This window comes from Flavobacterium sp. JLP, assembly GCF_015350755.1.
Classification (GTDB): domain Bacteria; phylum Bacteroidota; class Bacteroidia; order Flavobacteriales; family Flavobacteriaceae; genus Flavobacterium.
Genome location: NZ_JADKPS010000002.1, coordinates 396,085 through 418,342, shown reverse-complemented (window position 1 = coordinate 418,342; position 22,258 = coordinate 396,085). Strand labels below are relative to the sequence as shown.

The 22,258-nt window shown below is 35.3% G+C and carries 12 protein-coding genes; 8 read left to right on the top strand and 4 right to left on the bottom strand.

The window, feature by feature from the left end; translation table 11 throughout:
• Positions 1-6 precede the first annotated feature (6 nt).
• From IRZ83_RS07225 to IRZ83_RS19490, 5 genes are all read left to right on the top strand, one after another.
• Positions 7-1,500, top strand: a complete 1,494-nt coding sequence (locus tag IRZ83_RS07225; RefSeq protein ID WP_194567803.1) for a RagB/SusD family nutrient uptake outer membrane protein — start codon at positions 7-9, stop codon at positions 1,498-1,500.
• A 13-nt stretch (positions 1,501-1,513) separates the two neighbouring features.
• On the top strand, positions 1,514-2,599 hold the full coding sequence (locus tag IRZ83_RS07220) for a SusE domain-containing protein (protein WP_194567802.1): 1,086 nt from the start codon (positions 1,514-1,516) through the stop codon (positions 2,597-2,599).
• Positions 2,600-2,736: 137 nt separating this feature from the next.
• Positions 2,737-4,131, top strand: coding sequence for an alpha-amylase family glycosyl hydrolase (locus tag IRZ83_RS07215; RefSeq protein WP_194567801.1), 1,395 nt, complete (start codon positions 2,737-2,739; stop codon positions 4,129-4,131).
• A 44-nt stretch (positions 4,132-4,175) separates the two neighbouring features.
• A complete protein-coding gene (locus IRZ83_RS07210; RefSeq protein ID WP_410505337.1) occupies positions 4,176-6,344 on the top strand; it encodes a glycoside hydrolase family 97 protein in 2,169 nt (722 codons plus the stop codon).
• Positions 6,345-6,613: 269 nt separating this feature from the next.
• Positions 6,614-9,727, top strand: a complete 3,114-nt coding sequence (locus tag IRZ83_RS19490) for an Ig-like domain-containing protein (protein WP_228520670.1) — start codon at positions 6,614-6,616, stop codon at positions 9,725-9,727.
• 127 nt (positions 9,728-9,854) lie between these two features.
• Here the strand turns inward: IRZ83_RS19490 and mfd are convergent, their stop codons facing one another.
• Both mfd and IRZ83_RS07190 read right to left on the bottom strand, forming a co-directional pair.
• Positions 9,855-13,220 carry a transcription-repair coupling factor gene (gene mfd / locus IRZ83_RS07195; protein ID WP_194567800.1) on the bottom strand — a complete coding sequence of 1,122 codons (3,366 nt, stop codon included), beginning with the start codon at positions 13,218-13,220 and terminating at the stop codon, positions 9,855-9,857.
• Positions 13,213-13,812: a hypothetical protein gene (locus tag IRZ83_RS07190; protein ID WP_029271530.1), complete on the bottom strand. Its 600-nt coding sequence runs from the start codon at positions 13,810-13,812 to the stop codon at positions 13,213-13,215. The genes mfd and IRZ83_RS07190 overlap by 8 nt, the downstream gene beginning before the upstream one ends.
• A gap of 368 nt (positions 13,813-14,180) precedes the next feature.
• On the opposite strand from IRZ83_RS07190, the gene IRZ83_RS07185 reads away from it, so the two are divergent.
• The 3 genes from IRZ83_RS07185 (at position 14,181) to IRZ83_RS07175 (ending at position 18,364) form a co-directional block, all read left to right on the top strand.
• Entirely contained in the window at positions 14,181-15,122 is a 942-nt protein-coding gene (locus tag IRZ83_RS07185) for an L-threonine 3-dehydrogenase (RefSeq protein WP_029271529.1), read from the top strand.
• A 93-nt stretch (positions 15,123-15,215) separates the two neighbouring features.
• Positions 15,216-16,970 carry a DUF885 domain-containing protein gene (locus IRZ83_RS07180; RefSeq protein WP_194567799.1) on the top strand — a complete coding sequence of 585 codons (1,755 nt, stop codon included), beginning with the start codon at positions 15,216-15,218 and terminating at the stop codon, positions 16,968-16,970.
• Positions 16,971-17,164: 194 nt separating this feature from the next.
• Positions 17,165-18,364 carry a DUF418 domain-containing protein gene (locus tag IRZ83_RS07175; protein WP_194567798.1) on the top strand — a complete coding sequence of 400 codons (1,200 nt, stop codon included), beginning with the start codon at positions 17,165-17,167 and terminating at the stop codon, positions 18,362-18,364.
• Between the two features lie 79 nt (positions 18,365-18,443).
• Here the strand turns inward: IRZ83_RS07175 and IRZ83_RS07170 are convergent, their stop codons facing one another.
• Both IRZ83_RS07170 and IRZ83_RS07165 read right to left on the bottom strand, forming a co-directional pair.
• Positions 18,444-20,324: a M1 family metallopeptidase gene (locus IRZ83_RS07170; protein ID WP_194567797.1), complete on the bottom strand. Its 1,881-nt coding sequence runs from the start codon at positions 20,322-20,324 to the stop codon at positions 18,444-18,446.
• A 61-nt stretch (positions 20,325-20,385) separates the two neighbouring features.
• Entirely contained in the window at positions 20,386-22,011 is a 1,626-nt protein-coding gene (locus IRZ83_RS07165; protein WP_194567795.1) for a S8 family peptidase, read from the bottom strand.
• Positions 22,012-22,258 lie beyond the last annotated feature (247 nt).

Genomic DNA, 22,258 nt, shown 5'->3' with positions numbered 1-22,258 from the left:
AAAGAAATGAAACTTAAAAATATAATATTATTAGGAAGCGTTTGTTTCCTATCTCTTGTTGGTTGTACCAATGTAGATGAAAATGTTTACGATAAATATCGTTCTGAAGACTTTTACGGAACTCCAGAAGGAGCTGATATCGCTCTTGCTAGTGTTTATGCTCAAGTTGGAGGAAACTGGAATGGTGTAGGTTACGCCGGAGCTGATAATGGATGGTACGATTTAAACTGTATGTCTGCTGATGAACAGGTGATTCCGCATAGAAATACAGGTGACTGGCAATTAGATTTTGCGCGTGTATACATGCACCAATGGCTGCCAACTGATTTAATGGTAAGCAACACTTGGAACTGGCTTTACAAATCGATCTTCAATGCAAACTTGGCCATTTCGCAATTAGAAACTGCAAAAGCCGATGCTTCAAAAATTGCAGAAGCTAAAGTATTACGCGCTTTTTTCTATTATTTATTAATGGACGATTACGGAAACATCCCGTTCTATACAGACAATAATATTACAGTAGATAAAATTCCACAAGCTGGCCGAAAAGAAGTTTACGACTTTATTGTAAAAGAACTGACTGAAAACGTAGAATTACTTTCTGGAACAAAAGGCGGTAATTATTACGGAAGATTTAATAAATGGGCTGGTTATACCTTATTGGCAAAAGTGTATTTGAATGCTCAAGTATATACTGGCGAAGCAAAATGGGCTGAATGTTTAGCAGCCTGCAACAAAGTAAGCGAAGGCGGTTTTAGTTTGCATCCTGCAAATGCAAATGCTGCAAGCGCACTTGGGAATACATATTATGAGTTATTTGGAGATGTGCTTCCTGCTGATGAGACTATTTTATCAATCTACACCACTGTTGATATTGTTTCTCGTAACATTTTTACTGTCCGCAGTTTATTTGGCCCTCATGCTCAAGCCTTATTTGGTTACAGCGGCTGGAACGGTACTATTGTTCCTAAAGATTTTTATCAGCAGTACACAGACACCGATGTTCGTAAAAAACAATTTTTAATTGGAGAACAGCCAGGCGGTACAAATTACACTCTTGACATTAGTTCATTAGATAATCCAGGAGCTGGAGCACAAGAAGGTGTTCGTAATGTGAAATTTTATCCTGTAACACCACGTAATGGTGGAGGCGCATCTAATGATTTCCCTATTTACAGATATGCCGATGTTCTTTTGATGATTGCCGAATGTAACGTTCGCTTAAACAATCCAGCAGCAGCAAAATCTTTTGTAGACGCCGTAAGAACACGTGCGGGAATTGGAGCGTTAGCTGCTAACCCAACTCTGGATGATATTTATACAGAAAGAGGCCTTGAACTAAACTGGGAAGGTCACAGAAGACAAGATATGATTCGTTTTGACAAATTTTTACTGCCAAAACAATTCAAAGAAGCTTCTGCAGCTTATAGAAAAATCTTCCCGATTCCTACTTCTGCCTTAAACGCTAATCCAGGTCTTAAACAAAATCCAGGTTACTAAAAAAAATATCACTATGAAAAAATATATAAGTACATTATTTGCATTTGGCGCCTTGCTTTTTTTAGGTGCATCTTGCGAAAATGATGCCGAATTGACTTATTTGAAAGAAGTAAATTTTCCGGCAGACATTAAAATAGCACCAAGCAGCAAAATTGTTTTACTAGAAGACAAAGCGGATGATAATGCGATAACTATTTCTTGGGAAGCTGTTACTTTTCCAATTGAAGCACCGGTAACGTATGCTGTACAGTTTGATGTTCCGGCAGATATTACGGGTTCTAGTGCATGGCTGAAAGCTACTCGATTTGAAGTTGGCCAAGATGTCTTAAGCAAATCTTTTTCAGTACGGGATTTAAACAAAATTGCAACAGATCTTGGTCTACAGCCAAACTCAGCCGGTAAACTTATTGTTCGTGTCGAGGCAGCAATGGACAGAAAAGTATTCTCAAACAATGTAGAACTAACTGTTACGCCTTTCGAAAAAAGTATTGTTTTTGGTGAAATTTATATGCCGGGTGCTTATCAAGGCGAATGGGATGTTAATAGTGCATCTGTCTTAACAGCTATTGAAAAAGGTGTTTATCAAGGCTATGTTACTGTTCTTCCAGGTTATGGACCGGTATTTAAGGTAAATACAGCAAGAAACTGGGCGGAGTTTTATGGCGCTGGTACCGGAGAAGGCACAATTCAAAAAATGAGTGATGCCGACTTAAAACTTCCTGGAACTGGTTCTTATCAAGTTAAAGTAAATCTAAATACTTTAAAATGGTCTGCTACTGCTTATGCATGGGGAATTGTAGGAACTGCTCAATCTGGAGGCTGGGATAAAAGCACTCCAATGAACTATGACCATCAAACTAAAACATGGAAAATTACCGCTGATTTAGTTCCTGGAGCCTTAAAATTCAGATTAAATGATAATTGGTCTGTTAATTACGGACCAAAAGATGCCACAACAAACACTATTAATCGTGATGACCAAGGTGCGTACACCATTACCGAAGCTGGAACCTATGAGGTAACATTTACAATCGTTGAAACTGATCCTGCAACTGCAGGTTATCCAGCAACGGCAACTTGTACTATTATAAAAAAATAAAAATATATAAAAGTTGAGTTTGGTTAGTTAATGCCTGTCTTTTAATCCTGAAAAAAGGCAGGTTTTTTCAAAAACTAAACAGATTTAAAAGCCTGACGATCAAAGTCAGGCTTATTAAAAATTAAATTCCTAAAATTATGAAGTCTAATACCAACATCGTTTTTATACTGCTTTTTGTTTTAGCATTTGTTTCCTGCAGCTCTTCTGATGATAATCCTAAACCTGATCCGGGAACAGGAACAGGAAATGAATATCAGCAATACGGAACTGCTTTTGATAAAGTTCCAGCCAATGAAGATGCTGTAATTTATCAAGTAAACCTTCGCTCTTTTAGTCCGGAAGGAACAATAAAAGGAGTTCAAAAACGTCTTGACTCTATTCAGAAATTAGGTGCGAATGTGATTTATTTAATGCCGATTTATCCTGTTGGAAAAATAAAATCTGCCGGAAAACTAGGCTCGCCTTATTCGGTAAAAGATTATAAGGCAGTAAATCCTGATTTTGGATCTTTGGAGGATCTTCGCTCTCTAGTTACAGAAGCGCATAGTAAAAACATGGCGGTTATTTTAGACTGGGTTGCCAATCATACTTCGTGGGACAATCAATGGATCACAGCACATCCAGATTGGTATCAAAAAGACACAAATGGAAATATTACAATTCCGCCTGGAACGAACTGGCAAGATGTTGCACAATTAAACTATACCAATACAGACATGAAAAAAGCCATGATTGATGCTATGTCGTATTGGGTTTATAATGCCAATATTGATGGTTTTAGATGTGATGCTGCTGATTTTGTTCCGATGACATTCTGGTCGCAGGCGATTACTGAAATCCGTAAAATCAAAAACCAAAAAATGATTTTAATGGCCGAAGGTTCCAGAGCAAACCATTATGATGCCGGTTTTGATTATACTTTTGGCTTTGCCTATTTTGATGCTTTAAAAAAGGTTTTTTCAGAAGCACAGCCCGCTTCTTATTTGCAAACCGAAAGTTCAAAAGAATATGGACAATTAGAGAGTTCAAAAAGAATTGTACGCTACACTACAAATCATGACGTAAATCTTTCTGACGGAACGCCACTAGAACTTTATGGAGGTAAAAAAGGATCTTTAGCGGCTTTTGTTGTCGCTTCAAGCATGAAATCTGTTCCGATGATTTATGGCGGACAAGAAATTGGCTACTCAAAACGAATTGATTATTTTGATAAAATAGCAATCGATTGGACTGCAGCAGACTACGATATGCTGAAAGAATACAAAAAAATTATTGCTTTTAGAAATACAAGCGAAGCTTTAAGAAAAGGAAAACTGACAGGATACAGCAGCAACGAAACTAGTGTTTTTACTATGGAAACCTCTGCTGATAAAGTTTTAATTATAGCAAATCTTAGAAACAAAGCCGTTAAATATACTGCTCCTACAACATTAGCAAATACAAACTGGACAGATGCTTTAACTGGAACTGGAATTTCAATTGGTGCCGAAATAAATTTAAATGCATACCAATATTTAATCCTAAAAAAGTAATAAAAAGCCTTTAATAGAATTAGCTTTGCAAAAAACTAAATAATATGAATTTTCAATCCCAAAAAATGCAGCTTCAAATTCGTTTGAGCAAAAAAATCGCGCTTTTATTTTTTTTATGTGCCAACTCCTTATGGATTCACGCACAGGAAATAACTTCGCCAGACAAAAATCTTTCTTTAAAATTCGAATTGAAAGAAGGCGGTATTCCGTCTTACCAATTATCATATAAACAAAAAGCAGTTATAAAACCAAGTTCTTTGGGATTAGAACTTCAAAATATGCCTTCGTTTTTGGATGGTTTTACCGTTACAAATACAGCACAATCTTCTGTTGATGAAAATTGGAATCCAGTTTTAGGCGAAGAAAAAACGATTCGTAATCACTATAACGAATTGGTTGTCACTTTGGCGCAAGCAAAAAATAATAATAGATACATTCGAATTCGTTTCCGTTTATTCAACGACGGATTAGGTTTCAGATATGAATTTCCAAAGCAAAATGATTTAAGTTATTTTGTAATTAAAGAAGAGCGTTCTGAATTTAATTTAGCCGGAAATCATAAAATTTTCTGGATTCCGGGAGATTATGATACCAACGAATATGCGTATACAACCTCAAAAATTTCAGAGATTCCTTCGCTGATGAAAAAAGCAACGATCGAAATCAATTCGCAATGGCCAATAAAAGAACTTTCTGTTCAAACGCCGTCAATGATGAAATCTGATGACGGTTTGTATATCAACATTCACGAAGCCGGACTAATTAATTATCCAGCAATGTATCTTGAAGTTGATGCTGCAACAAACAAAATGCGCAGCCATCTAGCGCCAGATGCTGTTGGCGCAAAAGGATATATGCAGACTGATGCACAATCGCCTTGGAGAACTATTGTGGTGAGCGATAAAGCAACAGATATTTTAGCTTCAAAATTAATTTTGAATTTGAACGAACCAACTAGTTACAAAGATGTTTCATGGATTAAACCGGTAAAATACATCGGAATTTGGTGGGAATATTTTGTAGCTGGAAAAAGTACTTGGGCTTTCGGAAAAGAAAACAATGTGAAATTAACAGATGATTTCACAAAACTTACTCCAAACGGAAAACACGGAGCTACAACAGAACGTGCAAAAGAATATATTGACTTTGCCTCTAAAAATGGTTTCGATGCGATTCTTATCGAAGGCTGGAACATTGGTTGGGAAGACTGGATTGGTAACTGGAAAGAAGAAGTTTTTGATTATGTAACGGCTTATCCTGATTTTGATGTAAAAGCTGTTCACGCCTATGCTGCTTCAAAAGGAGTAAAAATTATTATGCACCACGAAACTTCAGGATCTGCAACTAATTACGAACGTCGTTTAGATCGTGCTTTTCAGTTTATGAATGACAACGGTTATGACGCTGTAAAAACAGGTTATGTAGGTAAAATTATTCCGCGTGGCGAACACCATGACGGACAATGGATGGTAAATCATTACATTAACGTAGCTAAACGTGCAGCTGATTATAAAATTATGATTGACAGTCACGAAGCAGTTCGCCCGACTGGTTTGAACAGAACTTTCCCAAACTGGATTGCTCAGGAATCTGCACGCGGAACAGAGTTTGAATCTATGGGAGGTTTAGCTCCGGATCACACAACTATTCTCCCTTTTACAAGATTAATGGGAGGACCAATGGATTATACGCCAGGGATTTTTCAAACGGATCTTTCGTACTACGGAACAGGAAGTTCACAGCGTGTCAATACGACTTTGGTAAAACAATTGGCTTATTATGTAACCATGTACAGTCCGTTGCAAATGGCGGCTGATATTCCTGGGAATTATGAGCGTTTTCCAGATGCATTTCAGTTCATTAAAGATGTCGCTGTAGATTGGGATAACAGTTATATTTTGGAAGCTGAACCGGGAGATTACATTACTATTGCCCGTAAAGCTAAAGGAAAAGACGCTTGGTTTATTGGTGGAATTACAGATGAAAATGCTAGAACTGCAAATATCACTTTTGATTATTTACCTGCCGGAAAAAAATTCATTGCCACCATTTATGCCGATGCTAAAGAAGCAAATTGGAAAGAAAATCCACAAAAATATACTGTGACAAAAGTTGTTGTAACCTCAAAAACAATTTTAAAACAGTATTTAGCTCCAGGCGGTGGTGTTGCCATCAGCATTAAAGAAGGAAATGCCGCAGAACTAAGGGATTGAAAAAATTGTAATTTAAGACACAAAGGTTCTGAGACTAAGCTTCTAAGTTTTTTGCCACAAATTTCACGAATTGACACGAATTAAAGCTGCAGATTAAAATTTGTGCTAATTCGTGAAATTCGTGGCAATCCCTATGTCTTATGGACAAAAATTAAAAATTTTACTACTTGAAAACTATTAACCACAAAATGTTTGTCGAATTTAAAAACAATGCGAGTGAGAATGAATTTTAGTTAGAAATGCCGACAAGCATTCAAAAAACTATTATTATGAAAATCAAAATTACCACTAGATTATTTCATATCATGAAAACACTAGTTTGTTTTCTATTATTATTTGCAAGTTCAGTTTATGCACAAGATCCGCCTCAGTACGGCACGCCATTCGCTAGTGTTCCAGATACTCGAGATGTAAACATGTATCAGGTACATATTCGTCCGTTTAGTGCTAACGGAGATTTAGCCGGAGTAACCGCCCGATTAGACAATATAAAAGCACTCGGTACCAATGTTATTTATTTAATGCCAATTTACCCGCACGGTACTGATTCTCGAAGCTCAGCTTCACCTTATTGCATTAAAGATTTTAAAGCCGTTGGATCAGAGTACGGTTCGCTTTCAGATCTACGAACTTTAGTGGATGGCGCTCACAGCCGCGGAATGGCCGTTATTTTAGACATTGCCATTAATGGAACTTCTTGGGATAATGCTTGGACAACCACGCATCCTGAGTATTATATGAGAAGCGGTACAACAATTCAGCAATTAGGCAACTTTTCAGATATTGCAGCGCTTGACCTTAATAGCTCAGCTACACGTGGCGCTATAAAAGATGCTATGCGATATTGGATCTTGGCAGCAAATGTTGATGGATACCGTTGCGATTATGCAAATAATCCTCCGCTTGATTTTTGGTCAGAAGTTATTTCAAATATCAGAGGAATTTCTTCTCATAAATTATTAATGTTAGCAGAAGGAGACAGACAAGCCAACTTTACAGCTGGTTTTGACATGAATTTTGGCGACAGATGGTTTTGGAATGCTTTAAAAGATGTGGCTGCCGGTGGTCCGGTTTCAACACGTTTTCAAACCATAAACGATTACGAATATGCAAATGCAACGGGTTCAAATCAAGCTGTTCGATATACAGGAAATCATGATACGTATACGAACGATAATGGTGTACAAAGACCTTTTATAATCTTTAATAATCATAACGGAATTGTGGCCAACTTCTTAGTTTCAGCTTATATGAAAGGTGTTCCTTTTTTAATGAGCGGACAAGAAATTGATTATGAACCAAAAACCGATTGGCCTTGGACAAATTTTAAATTCAATTGGTCACAAAACCCAACTGCAGCTGCTGATTTTGCTAAAATCTTAAATTTTAGAACTTCGAGTGCTGCTATAAGACGCGGTGATTTAACGATTTATGCAAATGATGACATTAGTATTTTCACCAAAACTTTAGGCACAGAAAAAGTTATTGTAATGTCGAATTTAAGAAATGCTTCTAAATCATATAATATTCCGGCTGCCTTAGCAGGAACCTATGTAAATCCGTACAATAACAATGCTTCTGTAACTTTAACAACAGGCACAACAAGAACGTTTGCTGCTTATGAATATTTAGTTTTAACCAATACTAATGCTCCTGTTGTTGCAGTAACTGGAGTTTCTGTAAATCCGACAACTGCAACTGTTGGTTTAGGATCTACGCAACAATTAAATGCAATTATTGCACCAGCAAATGCTACCAATCAGAATCTTACTTGGACATCAAGTAATACAGCCGTTGCTACTGTAAATGCTTCTGGATTAGTTACGGCAGTTGCTACAGGAACGACTACTATTACTGTTAAAACTGCTGATGGAAATAAAACAGCAACATCAGCAATAACCGTTGCTGCGATTCCGGTTGCGTCAGTTAGTGTTTCACCAACTACAGCTAGTTTATATGCTGGAAATACGCAACAGCTCTCTGCAACAATTGCTCCGGCAAACGCAACAAACAAAAATATAACTTGGAGTTCTAGCAATACAGCGATTGCAGCGGTAAATTCTATCGGACTTGTAACAGCTGTTGCAGCTGGAACAGCAAATATTACTGCAACAACACAAGACGGAAATAAGACCGCAGTTGCAGCAATTACCGTAAATCCAAATACTAATTTTACGGTTTATTTCTATAAGCCATCAAACTGGGGAACTGCAATTAAAATCTATTATTGGAGTGCTCTGCCTGCGGGAGTTTTAGCAAATGCAACTTGGCCAGGTGTAAACATGATCGATGCAGGAAATGGCTGGTACAGTTATACCTTTACAAATGTAACTTCAACTAATTTAATTTTTAACGACGGAACGAACCAAACTGCCGACTTAAGCCGAAATAAAACAGGCTGGTACATGAATAATACTTGGTACGATTCTAATCCCGGAACTGGCGTTGTTGCTGTTACAAGCGTAACTTTAGCTCCAACAACTGCAACTCTATCAGTTGGCGCAACACAGCAATTAACACCAACAGTTAATCCTTCAACAGCAACAAATAAATCAGTAACGTACAGTTCAAATAATACTGCCGTTGCCACTGTAAATACATCAGGATTAATAACTGCTGTCGCTTCGGGCGCTGCAACGATTACAGTTACAACTCAAGATGGAGCAAAAACAGCAACTTGTGCCATAACCGTTTCTTCTTCAACAGGAACATATTTCACAATCAAAAACAGATGGACTGGAGCTTATTTATCTGATGCCGGAACAAACGTTGGTTATGGAGCAACAGTTTCAGGCAACAGCTACAAATGGCAAAAAATCGCTATTGATGCCACTTATTTTGTACTTAAAAATGTAGCAACTGGAGAGTTAATTAATATTGAAGGTCAGACTGGAAGTGTTCAATGTAACATAACAGATACTACTTTCTGGAGTGCACAATGGTCAAGCGACTATATTGATGGAACTTGGGTAAGACTAAGAAACAGATGGCAATCAGGAAATATTATTCATGTTGAAAACCAAACAGGATCTGCTCAATACGGAAATTCACAAGATGGATGGTTCAGTGCGCAATGGCAATTGGAACCAACAACTATTGGAACAGGAAAAGCATCTATAAAAATTGATGATGTTTCTGAAACTGAAAAAGTAATCGGCATTTATCCGAACCCAGCAACAGACAATGAATTTCATGTTTTACTGCCAGAATTACAAAATGGAGATGCAGCTTCAATTACGGTTTCTGACATGAATGGGAGAACGGTTTTAACAGACAAACTTTCTGCTTCAGGACAAATCAATCATCATTTGGCATCCGGCATGTATATTGTAAATATTGCTTCTAAAGATTTTAATGTTACTAAAAAACTGATCGTTAAATAGTCATTTTTAGTTTAAAAGAAAATGGCGTATGGAAATCTCATACGCCATTTTTTAATTTTATTTTTGCCACGAATTTTAAGAAATTTCACTCTCAATAATTCGTGAATTCGTGGCTTTTTTAAAAAACTTATTCCTCAAACAATTCCATCAATTCCAAAGCTCGTTTAATTGACTTCACATTTTCAAAAGTCAATAATAAACGTAATCCGTTTACGGTTTGTTTTTCTTTCATTTTGCAAAGATTACTATGCTTCTGAACAAAATTTAAAACATTTCTAAACTTCACTGACTGATAATAATCAGATTGCTGATCTGACACAAAATAACCAATCATTTTACCTTGTTTCAATACTAATTTCTCGATTCCGACTTTTGTAGCAATCCATTTTATACGGATGCTGTTTAGTAAGGCAGTTGCTTGTTTTGGTAAAGGTCCGAAACGGTCAATTAGCTTTCTTTCGAATTCCTGTAAACCAGCTTCGTCTTTTATAGTGCCTAATTCGTTGTATAAAACCAAACGTTCTGAAACGTTATTGATATATTCATCTGGAAATAAAAGCTCAAAATCGGCATCAATTTGAATGTCTTTTACATATTCCTTAGTATCGATATTATTTTCTTCCGGATATAAATCTTTGAACTCGTTTTCTTTCAATTCTTCAATCGCTTCATTCATGATTTTTTGGTACGTATCAAAACCAATTTCATTGATGAAACCGCTTTGTTCTCCACCTAATAAATCTCCAGCACCACGAATCTCCAAATCTTTCATTGCAATATTAAAACCGCTTCCCAATTCACTGAATTGTTCCAACGCCTGAATACGTTTTCTTGCATCTTCCGTCATAGATGAATATGGCGGACAAATGAAATAACAGAATGCTTTTTTGTTGCTTCGCCCAACACGCCCACGCATTTGATGTAAATCTGACAATCCGAAATTATTGGCGTTATTAATGAAAATTGTGTTCGCATTTGGAACGTCCAGACCACTTTCTATAATTGTTGTCGCCACCAAAACGTCGAAATCTCCGTTCATAAAAGCCAGCATCAATTCCTCTAATTTTGCTCCGTCCATTTGTCCGTGACCAATTCCAACTCTTGCATTTGGAACCAAACGCTGAATCATTCCGGCAACTTCTTTTATATTTTCTATTCGGTTATTGATGAAAAAAACTTGTCCGTTTCGCTGAATTTCATACGAAATTGCATCACGAATTATTTCTTCATTAAAACCAACAACATTCGTTTCAATCGGATAACGATTTGGCGGAGGTGTTGTAATAACGGATAAATCGCGCGCTGCCATTAATGAGAATTGTAAAGTTCTCGGAATTGGCGTTGCTGTTAATGTAAGCGTATCAACATTAGCTGCAATGGTTTTCAGTTTGTCTTTTACGTTAACTCCAAACTTTTGTTCCTCGTCGACAATCAACAAACCTAAGTCTTTAAAAACTACATTTTTGTTGACCAATTGGTGTGTTCCGATTACGATATCTAGTTTTCCATCAGCCAAATCTTTTAAAGTCTGTGCTTTTTGTTTTGCCGTTCTAAATCGGTTTAAATAACCTATTGAAACCGGCATATCTTTCAATCGTTCCGAAAAAGTTCTAAAATGCTGATAAGCCAAAATTGTTGTCGGGACTAAAACAGCAACTTGTTTACTGTTGTCAACCGCTTTAAAAGCAGCGCGAATGGCAACTTCTGTTTTTCCAAAACCAACATCACCGCAAACCAAACGATCCATTGGGCGATCGCTTTCCATATCGGCTTTTACTTCTGCCGTTGATTTAGTTTGATCTGGCGTATCTTCATAAATAAACGAACTTTCTAATTCGTTTTGCAAATAACTGTCCGGCGCAAATTGAAAACCTTTTTCTAAACGGCGTTTTGCATACAACTGAATCAAATTGAATGCAATATGTTTGACACGCGCTTTGGTTTTTTGTTTTAAAATTTTCCAGGCGTTCGATCCTAATTTATAGATTTTTGGAGGCGTTCCGTCTTTTCCGTTGTATTTTGAAATTTTATGAAGCGAGTGAATGCTGACATACACGATATCATTATCGGCATAAACCAATTTGATGGCTTCCTGCGTTTTCCCTTCCACTTGAATTTTCTGTAAACCGCCAAATTTTCCAATTCCGTGATCGATGTGCGTTACATAATCACCCACCGAAAGTGCTGTTAATTCCTTAAGCGTAATATTCTGCTTTTTCGAATAACCGTTTTTGATGTTGAATTTATGATAACGTTCAAAAATCTGGTGATCGGTATAAGCCGTTATCTGATTTTCTTCATCTATAAAACCTTGGTATAAAGGCAATACAATAGTGTGGTATTGTTTTCTTATGTTCTCAGAATTCGCTTCATCAAGACTTTCAAAAATATCATGAAAACGTTTGGCCTGCGTTTCATTCGAACAGAACAAATAATTTTTGTATCCGTTAAAATGATTATCGCTCAGGTTATTCAGCAGCAAATCAAATTGTTTATTGAAAGAGGGCTGAGGCTGAATATGAAATTCGAATTTTTTAGTGGTTTTAAAAATGGGTTTTGAAGCCAATTCTACTATCGAAAAATCTAAAGCGCGTTTAATGAACGAAGCCTGATTTAAAAATAATTGTTCTGGTTCGGCGTGTTTTATTTCTCCCGAAAGTTTTCCAAAAGCTTCTTCTGCTCTTGCAAATTGTTTATCAAGTTGACTAAAAAGTCCGTCTGTATTTTGAATAAAAAGTACCGTTTTCTCAGCAATGTAATCTAAAAAGCTTTCTCTGTTTTCCTGAAATATCTTGTTTTCGACATTCGGAATAATGGTAATTTTTTTATGTGTTTCAACAGACAATTGTGTTTCTACATCAAAGCTTCTGATGCTGTCTACTTCATTTCCAAAAAATTCAATTCGATACGGATGATCGTTTGAAAAAGAAAACACATCGACAATACCTCCACGAACTGAAAATTCGCCGGGTTCTGTAATAAAATCGACTCTTTTGAATTCGTATTCGAACAAAACTTCATTAATGAAATCAATTGAAATTTTATCGTTTAAAGAAACTTTCAACGTGTTTTTATCCAATTGCTGACGCGTCACTACTTTCTCAAAAAGTGCTTCTGGATATGTAACAATTATGGCCGGTTTTTTTCGAGAATTTATTCGGTTTAAAACCTCAGCTCGAAGCAAAACATTTGCATTGTCTGTTTCATCAACTTGATACGGACGGCGAAATGAAGCGGGATAAAACAAAACATCCTGTTCGCCAATCATTTGTTCGAGATCATTCAAGTAATAAGCCGCCTCTTCTTTATTGTCTAAAACAACTAAAAATGGCAATTCGGCTTTCTTGAAAACGGCACGTATTACAAATGAAACTGCAGAACCCAACAAACCGCTGAGATGCATTTTCACTTGATTTTGTTCTAGTAATTGTGTGGCAATCTGCTGTGTTTTAGGCAGATTGTCATACATTGTATATAAGGCGTTTTTACTCAACTTGTAAATTTTTATCTAAAGGCGTATTCGGAATCGCGCGTGTTGTATCTAACATTTTAAGAAAATCAGCTTCTCCTTCTTCTTTCGGAATTTTAGCCTTTTCGACAATTTTATCCATTTGTCTTTCTAATGAAACCAGTTCTTTGTTGATATCTCCAATTAAAAAAGTCACTTTTTCATCTGGAATTTTATTTAAATTAATAAACAAATCCAACATTCTGACTTTGGTAATCAAAATAGAAATCCGGCTTTTGATTACAGGCTGGTTAAATTCTGGAGGAATATTATTGTTTAAAGCCATTGCTTTTTTTGAAATCGCTTTTGACTTTTTTTGAAAAGCTCCAATTGTCTTTCTTGGTTTATCTCCGATTTCTTTTAAAAAATCGCGCCATTCAGTCCACGAACTTATTTTTTGTTGTGCGATATCGTTAATTGGCTCGTCGATGAAAACCCAGCCTTTATTTATATTATTAAAAATGATTTCCTTTTTTTTAGCTTCTTTTTCGTTTTCAGCACGACGTTTTTCATCTTCATTTTGACATGAATTCAGTACAAAAATCAAAAGCAGAAAAAGAGATATTTTATATTTCATTTGGTAAAACATTAAGCTACAAAGTTACAAAGTAAATTTACAATTACGAATTCTGATTTTTGCTAAAGATTCTATAAATCGTTGTTATTATTTGCTTGTGAAATTTAACCGCAAAGCACGCAAAGTTTCCTATCTTATAGAAAGTTTAGAAAAGATAAAGTTCGCAAAGCTAGTTCAACATTTAGCTTTGCGAACTTTTTGTTTTAAAAAAAACTTATTGATTAAAAATTTGCGTGCTTTGCGGTTAAATTTCATTTCGAGAATAATCCAAAAAACAAACTTTATCTTTATTAAATTTATAATTTCATCTCGCAAAAAGTAAAATTATTTGCGAAAACGTTATATTTGCCATACTAAAATCTTCATAAATGAATCCAAAAATATTGATCATTGGCGCTTGCGGTCAGATTGGGACAGAGTTGACTCAAAAGCTGCGTAAGTTATACGGAACAGAAAATGTAATTGCTTCTGATATTCGAAAATTAAATACTGACGTTGTAAATTCTGGACCTTTTGAAGTGGTCAATGCTTTAGATTTTAATCAAATTGAACATCTTGTTGAGGTGCATCAAATTACCGATATTTATTTGATGGCAGCACTTTTGTCTGCTACAGCCGAAAAAAATCCTGCATTTGCCTGGGATCTAAATATGAATTCATTATTTCACGTTTTGAATTTGGCGAAAGCAAAAAAAATAAAAAAGATTTTCTGGCCATCGAGTATTGCTGTTTTTGGACCAACGACTCCAAAAGAAAATACACCGCAGTATACTATTATGGAACCTTCTACAGTTTACGGAATCAGTAAACAATCTGGCGAAAGATGGTGCGAATACTACCATAATATTTATGGTGTTGATGTTCGCAGTATTCGTTATCCAGGTTTAATCAGCTGGTCGACACCTCCAGGGGGCGGCACTACAGATTATGCGGTTGATATATTTTATAAAGCGATCGCCGATAAAAAATACGAATGCTTTTTGTCATCTGAAACCAAAATGCCGATGATGTATATGGATGATGCTATTGAAGCCACCATCAATATTATGAAAGCTCCGGCTGAAAAAATCAAAATACATTCTTCATACAATTTGGCTGCAATGAGTTTTACTCCGACCGAAATTGCTGCAGAAATTAAAAAACATATTCCTGAATTTGAAATTACCTATAATCCAGATTTCCGTCAGAAAATTGCGGACAGCTGGCCGGCAAGTATCGATGACTCGTCTGCAAGAGAAGATTGGGATTGGAAACATACTTTTGATCTTGAGTCAATGACAAAAGATATGCTGGAACATTTAGGAGCATAAAAAATCCGTTTTTGGTTTGAAAATTTGCTATTTTTGATTGTTATTTATTGAATTTCAATTATTTAATTAACCTATTTTCAAACCAAAAACATTATGAAAAATATTTTCATTCTATCTTCCATTTTATTTTTTTCGATTTTTAGCTGTAATAAAAAACAGGACGATTCTTCAGGATCTGGCGACGAAGCTTTTCTGAAGTTATCTGAAGAATACATTACCCAAAATCTAGAATGGAACCCGCAAATGGGTGTTTATTTAGGACTTCACGAATACGACGGAAAAGTAGGCCACTTTAATAAAAAAACTATTGCTGCCCGAATTGCTGCACTTAAAAAATTCGACAGCCAATTCGCTGCTATTGATTCTTCTGCTTTAAACAAAAAAAACTACTACGATTGGAAAATCATTAAATCGAATGTCAAAAACGAATTATTTTCTTTTGAAGATTTAAAACCTTTCAACAAAAACCCCATGACATATGCGGGCGCAATTGATGTCAACATTTATATTCAACGAAATTTTGCTCCGTTAGAACAACAAATAAAATCGATTATTGCCATTGAAAAAGAAGCGCCGAGAATTTATAAAGATGCTAAAGAAAACTTGCAGGATTCACTTGCCCTGCCTCACATTCAATTAGCGATCGATATTGCAAAAGGTTCTGCTTCGTTTTTGGGAAATGATTTATTAGTTGCTTTAAAAAGTGTTAAAAACGACAGTTTAATGAAGGCTTTTACAGAAGCCAATAAAAATGCGATTGCGGCCATTAATGATTATGCCGCATTTTTAGAAAAAGAAAAACTGCCAAAAGCGACTAACAAATATGCAATTGGTGTAGACAACTACAAAAAAATGCTGTTGTATCAGGAAGAAATTAAATTGTCTCCAGATGAAATTTTGGCAATTGGTTTAAAGGAATTAAAAAAAGAACAGGCTTCTTTTAATGCTGCAGCAAAAATCATCAACCCAAATAAAAAACCGATTGACGTTTATAATGACATGCAAAAAGAGCATCCAACGGCTCAAAACCTTATTCCAGATGCCAAAAAGAATATCGAAGCAATTCGTCAATATTTAATTGATCATAAAATCGTAACGATGCCTTCGGAAGTTCGTGTCAAAATTCAGGAAACTCCTGCTTATGCACGTGCTACAAGCACTGCTTCTATGGATTCTCCCGGTCCGTTTGAGACAAAAGCTACTCAGGCTTTTTACTACATAACTCCCGTAGATCCTAAATGGACACCAAAACAGCAAGAAGATTGGCTGGCACAATTTAATTATTATACAACTGATATTGTTTCTATTCATGAAGCATATCCTGGACATTATACACAATTTTTACATTCGAATGCTTCTAAAACATCTAAAATACAAAAGGTTTTTATGAGTTATGCTTATGTTGAAGGCTGGGCGCATTATACTGAAAAAATGATGATTGACGAAGGATACGGCAACAACGGAGATCCGATTAAAGCCGCAAAATATCGTTTGGCGCAATCTGGCGATGCACTTTTGAGAATTTGTCGTTTATGTGTTTCGATCAATACTCATTGTCACGGAATGAATGTTGATGATGCCACTAAGTTTTTCATGAATAACTGGTATCAAGGCGATAAACCATCACGTCAGGAAGCTTTAAGAGGAACTTACGATCCAGGTTATTTGTTTTATACTTTAGGAAAATTACAAATTTTAAAACTTCGTGAAGACTATAAAAAACAAGAAGGCAGTAATTACAGCCTGCAAAAATTTAACGACGCCATGCTGGATAACGGCATGCCTCCAGTTCAGATTTTAAGAGAATTATTATTGAAGGACGAAAAAAGCTGGGGAGAAATTTTATAGAAAAACTAAAAAAATGCTCATTTTAAAAAATGCATCATTATAAAAGCCTGTCTTTTATGATGATGCATTTTTTTATTAAAATAAATTAAGATAAAATTTGCCAATTACATAATTTTCTTACTTTTGGTTGCGTTAAAATAATTTCAAGTTTATCTTAAATCATCAATCAAATCACAAACAAAAATGTTAATCAAATGACAAATTCTTATCATCCGATCGAACAAAGCAAAAGAACTGCTATTGTCGATATCCTTAGAGGCTGGGCAATTTTAGGTGTTGCTATTGGCAATTACTCTGATTTTTTATACATCGGTGTGCCTCACAAAATCAACAACAGTATTTTATCTGAAGTACTTATTTATTTTAACCGGTATTTTTTTGCCGCAAAGTCTTGGACTTTATTAACGCTCTTATTTGGCTATGGCTTCGCAATTTTAATTAATAATGTAGCTGCGAAAGGCAAAAACCCAGTCACATTTTTTGCCTGGAGAATGATCTTGCTTTTTGTATTGGCTTTTATTAATTCGGCTTTTTGGCTTGGAGACATCTTAAAAGATTATGCTTTTTTAGGACTAGTAATGTTGCTTTTTTACAAATGTTCTGCTAAAACATTGGCCATAATTTCAGGCGTTCTTGTTCTTACTATTCCGTTTGTAATGGCTTATGTTAATGGTTTGAAAGTCGAACATCCTGAAATTGCCACTAATCCTGAATATTTAAAACTATATCATTCCGGAAACTGGATCGACTTTTTTAGATTTAATTTATTGGCTTCATTTTACGAACAAATTATTATTCCCGGATACGCCATTACTGCACATATTGTAATGTTTGCGTGCATGCTTTTTGGCTTCTTGCTTCAAAAATTAGATTTCTTTAATCGTTTAAACGAATTGAAAAAAGTATTAAAACGCACACTTTGGATTAGTTTAGCCATAGCCCTTATTATTGGTGTAGGTTTTAATTTGATCATTTTTTATAAACAAGTTGCCATTTTCAAAATCTTTCATCCAATTTATTGGTTGTTTTTAAGTACAATGATTTTTATCGCAACCGGGATTTCTTTATTGTATACAAATGGAAAACTAAAAACGATTTTCAGTTATTTTAGTGCCGGCGGAAAAATGACTTTAACCAATTATATGACACAAAATATATTGGGTGCTTTTATCTTTTCCGGAATTGGTTTTGGGATTGCAGACTCAATGCCGTATTGGTTTTACTTTACCTTGGCTGTTTTTGTTTTTATTCTTCAATTGTTTATCAGCAAATGGTGGCTTTCAAAATTCAATTACGGACCAATCGAATGGTTGTGGAGATCGGCAAGTTACCGAAAATTATTTCCTTTTAAGAAAGAAGAAACAACCGTTGTTACAGAGATAAAAACAACATAAAATCCTTAGATAAATTTGAAAAAGAAAAAGCCCTTAAAATTAGTTTTAAGGGCTTTTTTTATTTGATTTCTTTTTGAAATTACTTCACTTCAAAAACATTATTTGCAGCTTTTACATCAGCCATTAATCCGCTTGGATCGATCGTGATTTTTTTGATTGCTGTTTTGTTTTTGTCGATTGTAAAACTGTAGTTTGACTGTGCCCAAGCCCAATCAGCTAAAACAGTTCTTTTCTCGTTCGGGTTTGGATTTGGCTTAATGAAATTCATCATTCTTAACGGAATGTAGAAAGCTTCAGAAGTTCCGTCTGTATACTCTACTTTTAAATCTATTGGCATTGGCATTCTTCCAATTCTTTCTAGACTAACTGTAGTTTTCCCTGAATTATCTTCTACATTTTTAATTCCATAATCAATTGTGTTAGTCGTTTCAGCCCAGTCAATTAAATACCAATCTAATTCTGCTCCAGAAACTCTTTCCGCAGATCTTTTGATATCGTTTGGCGTTGGGTGCTTGAATTTAAAATCATTAAAATATCTTTTTAAAGTAGCATCTAAATTCTCTTGTCCGATAACATAAACTAATTGCGACAAGAAAATACTTCCTTTTATATAAGATGAAACACTGTAAGGTCTGTTTTCGTCATAACGGTCACCGTGAGTAGTTTGCGGCTGTTCTTTTCCTGATTGAACTAATTGATAGTAAGAGGTATAATTTCCTTTAAAAGGATTTACTTCTTTTTTATCTCCTTTTAATTCATTCAAAGCGCTGTCTTCAATATAGGTTGTAAAACCTTCATCCATCCATGGGTGTTTAGACTCGTTTGAAGCTAAAATATGCTGAAACCAAGAATGTCCTAATTCATGTGTTGCAGTCCCTAAAATTCCTTCAAGAGTACCGCTTCCTAGCATCAAAGTACACATTGCATACTCCATTCCGCCGTCTCCACCTTGAATAAATGAGTATTGTTTGTACGGATAAGCGCCTACTTTATGATTGTAGTAATCCATTACTTTTACCATTAAAGGCTCTAATTGTTTCCAATTTCCAGTTGTTTTTGGATCGTTTTTGTAGAAGAAGTGCAAATCAACATCGTTTGGTCCTTTTACAATATCATGCGTATAATCTTTATCAGCGGCCCAGGTAAAATCATGAACGTTTGGCGCGATAAAATGCCAAGTCAGCGTTTTTGCTTTTTTTGGATAAGTAACTGTTACGCCAGCATCTTCATATCCATGACCAATTTGATTTTTATCTTGTAAATATCCAGAACCTCCTATTGTGTATGCTGCGTCTATTGTAATTTTTACATCAAAATCTCCCCAAACCCCGTGAAATTCTCTTGCAATATAAGGATCTGCGTGCCAGCCTTCAAAATCGAATTCAGCTAATTTAGGATACCATTGCGACATCGAAAGTTCAACTCCTTCTTTATTATTTCTACCAGAACGACGAACTTGAACCGGAACCTGACCGTCAAAATCTAACGTAAAAGTTGTTTTAGAATTTGGTAAAATAGGCTTAGCCAAAGTTACTTCTAAAATAGTATTTGAAGTTCTTGTCTGTGCTGTTACGCCATCTTGCTTAAAATTGCTGATTTTTAAAAATCCTATTTCGTTTGGTTTTAAAGTTTCAATTCGGCTTTGCTTAATATCTTTGCCGTCAGCGTCTTTTATTTTATTTACCATTCTTGCATCCGGATCTTTTATAGAATGCAAACGAGCATCCATTTCGCTTCCTGGCTGAAAAGCGTTTGGGTATAAATGGTAGAAAACTTTTCTTAAAGTATCAGGAGAATTATTGGTATAAACCAATTCTTGTTTCCCTTTATATTGGTAGGTTTTTACATCCATTGATACTTCCATTTTGTAATCAACATGTTGTTGCCAATAGGGAGCACTTTGTGCAAATGCAGTGTTTAAACCTAAACTCAGAAAGGATAATAGTATAATTTTTCGCATGGTTGTTTTAATAAAAATGGAAGAGTTGCCACTCTTCCATCGGATTAGTATTTTATCTTAATTAGTTTTTAGACATTTTTTCAGCCATCAATAAGGCATTGTATGCATTAACTATTTTACCTGTTGTAGAAGTTTCCGCAGCTGGTTTCGGTGCTCCGTCTTCACCTAAATTTACGGTTGCAGGAAGTAAAATCCCTGAATCCATCAAGATGTGTTTTACTTGAGAGGCCGTTAATTTTGGATAGTAAGAACGAATTAATGCTGCTACTCCAGCAACATTAGGAGATGCCATTGATGTTCCTTCTAAATATTGGTATTTGTTGTTTGGTACACTTGCATAAATTTTTACACCCGGCGCAAAAACATCAACATTTATTTTTCCAAAATTAGAAAAATCTGCGATAACATTTTCTCCGTAAGCATTGTTTATGGCTCCAACTGTTATTACGTTGTCTACAAACTCTTTAACATTATCTTGAGCGTCATTTGGATAACTGATGTTTTTTACATCATCAATATCATAACCGTCGTTTCCTGCTGCATGAACAATTAAAACATCTTTATCGGCTGCATATTTTAAAGCATCGAAAACCCATTGTTTATGCGGAGAAAATCCTTTTCCAAAACTTCCGTTAATTACTTTTGCTCCATTATCTACTGCATAACGAATTCCGAGTGCAATATCTTTATCGTATTCATCACCATCAGAAACAGATCGAACTGGTAAAATTTCAACATTCTCTGCAACACCGTCTCCTCCCAAATTGTTGCCGCGAAGCTGTGCTATTATTCCGGCTACGTGAGTCCCGTGAAGTGCTTTTTCTTTATTTGGACCAAAAACAGTATTGTTTCCGTAATGATTATCATTGATATCATCTGGATTATCTCCCACTATTTTTCTTCCGTCAAAATCTTTGTTTAAATTAAAATTCAATTCATTGTAAACCTGTTCTCTGTATTCTTCAAGCTCAGCTTCTGGATCAAAATCATCGTCAGAGTTAGCAAAAACCTGATTCATCACCATTTTGCTTTGCGCCAACTTGGGATCAACAGAAGTAAGTGATTTTAAATCTTCGGCTTTATAAGTTGATTTGTTCAACGCTTTTTTTATCGTGTTATGAACATCTAATAAAAAATCTACTTGTTTTTTGCTTTCTAATGCCTTGCTCATTTTTTCGTTGTACTGAGCCAGAGCATTTTTATATTCTGCAGATCCGTCGTCTACTTTTTTAATGATACGAGTCATTTCAAGATTTTCGTCTACAGCATCTCCCAGAAAATTCCATCCGTGAATATCATCTATAAAACCATTTTTATCATCATCGATTCCGTTTCCTGGAATTTCTTTTGTATTGGTCCAGATTTTTCCTTTTAGATCTTCGTGGTCAATATCTATACCTGAATCAACAACACCTACAATTACTTTCTGGCCTGTTTTTCCTTTTAATATTTCGACGTAAGCCCTGTCAACGCTCATTCCCGGAATAGTATCTTTCACCAAATCTAAATGGCTCCATCTTTTTAAATCATTCTCAGAAACTGGTGCTTTTTTTACGGTTGTTACCGGAATTGCAATTGGTGTCAATGTTTGTGCAGCAACAGTAATTGATGCTTGTTTTCCTGCTCCACAGCTTGCTAAAACAAGCATTGCAAATGCAGAAATACAAATAGGTTTTATGTGACTCATGTATCTTATTTTTAATAAAAGTTAAAAGATGCGCCTAAATTATGGTTTTTTGTTACAAAAAGCTAACCGTTAACACTGTCTTATGACTTTTTGATTAAAATTTAAGAAAAACCAAAAAAGAATTCAAAGTCTTTTATACCAAACAGTTATGTATATTCTTATAAAAAAAGTTATAGTGTAAAAAAAAAGCTTCAAAAAATCATAACTCTAAAAAAAACCAAAAAAATAGCAACTCGATTACGTTTTC

Bases quoted from the DNA above. Each gene is read 5' to 3' on its own strand.
- IRZ83_RS07225 (WP_194567803.1), top strand. From the start codon at position 7: ATGAAACTTAAAAATATAATATTATTAGGAAGCGTTTGTTTCCTATCT.
- IRZ83_RS07220 (WP_194567802.1), top strand. From the start codon at position 1,514: ATGAAAAAATATATAAGTACATTATTTGCATTTGGCGCCTTGCTTTTT.
- IRZ83_RS07215 (WP_194567801.1), top strand. From the start codon at position 2,737: ATGAAGTCTAATACCAACATCGTTTTTATACTGCTTTTTGTTTTAGCA.
- IRZ83_RS07210 (WP_410505337.1), top strand. From the start codon at position 4,176: ATGAATTTTCAATCCCAAAAAATGCAGCTTCAAATTCGTTTGAGCAAA.
- IRZ83_RS19490 (WP_228520670.1), top strand. From the start codon at position 6,614: ATGAAAATCAAAATTACCACTAGATTATTTCATATCATGAAAACACTA.
- IRZ83_RS07190 (WP_029271530.1), bottom strand. From the start codon at position 13,812: ATGAAATATAAAATATCTCTTTTTCTGCTTTTGATTTTTGTACTGAAT.
- IRZ83_RS07185 (WP_029271529.1), top strand. From the start codon at position 14,181: ATGAATCCAAAAATATTGATCATTGGCGCTTGCGGTCAGATTGGGACA.
- IRZ83_RS07180 (WP_194567799.1), top strand. From the start codon at position 15,216: ATGAAAAATATTTTCATTCTATCTTCCATTTTATTTTTTTCGATTTTT.
- IRZ83_RS07175 (WP_194567798.1), top strand. From the start codon at position 17,165: ATGACAAATTCTTATCATCCGATCGAACAAAGCAAAAGAACTGCTATT.
- IRZ83_RS07170 (WP_194567797.1), bottom strand. From the start codon at position 20,324: ATGCGAAAAATTATACTATTATCCTTTCTGAGTTTAGGTTTAAACACT.
- IRZ83_RS07165 (WP_194567795.1), bottom strand. From the start codon at position 22,011: ATGAGTCACATAAAACCTATTTGTATTTCTGCATTTGCAATGCTTGTT.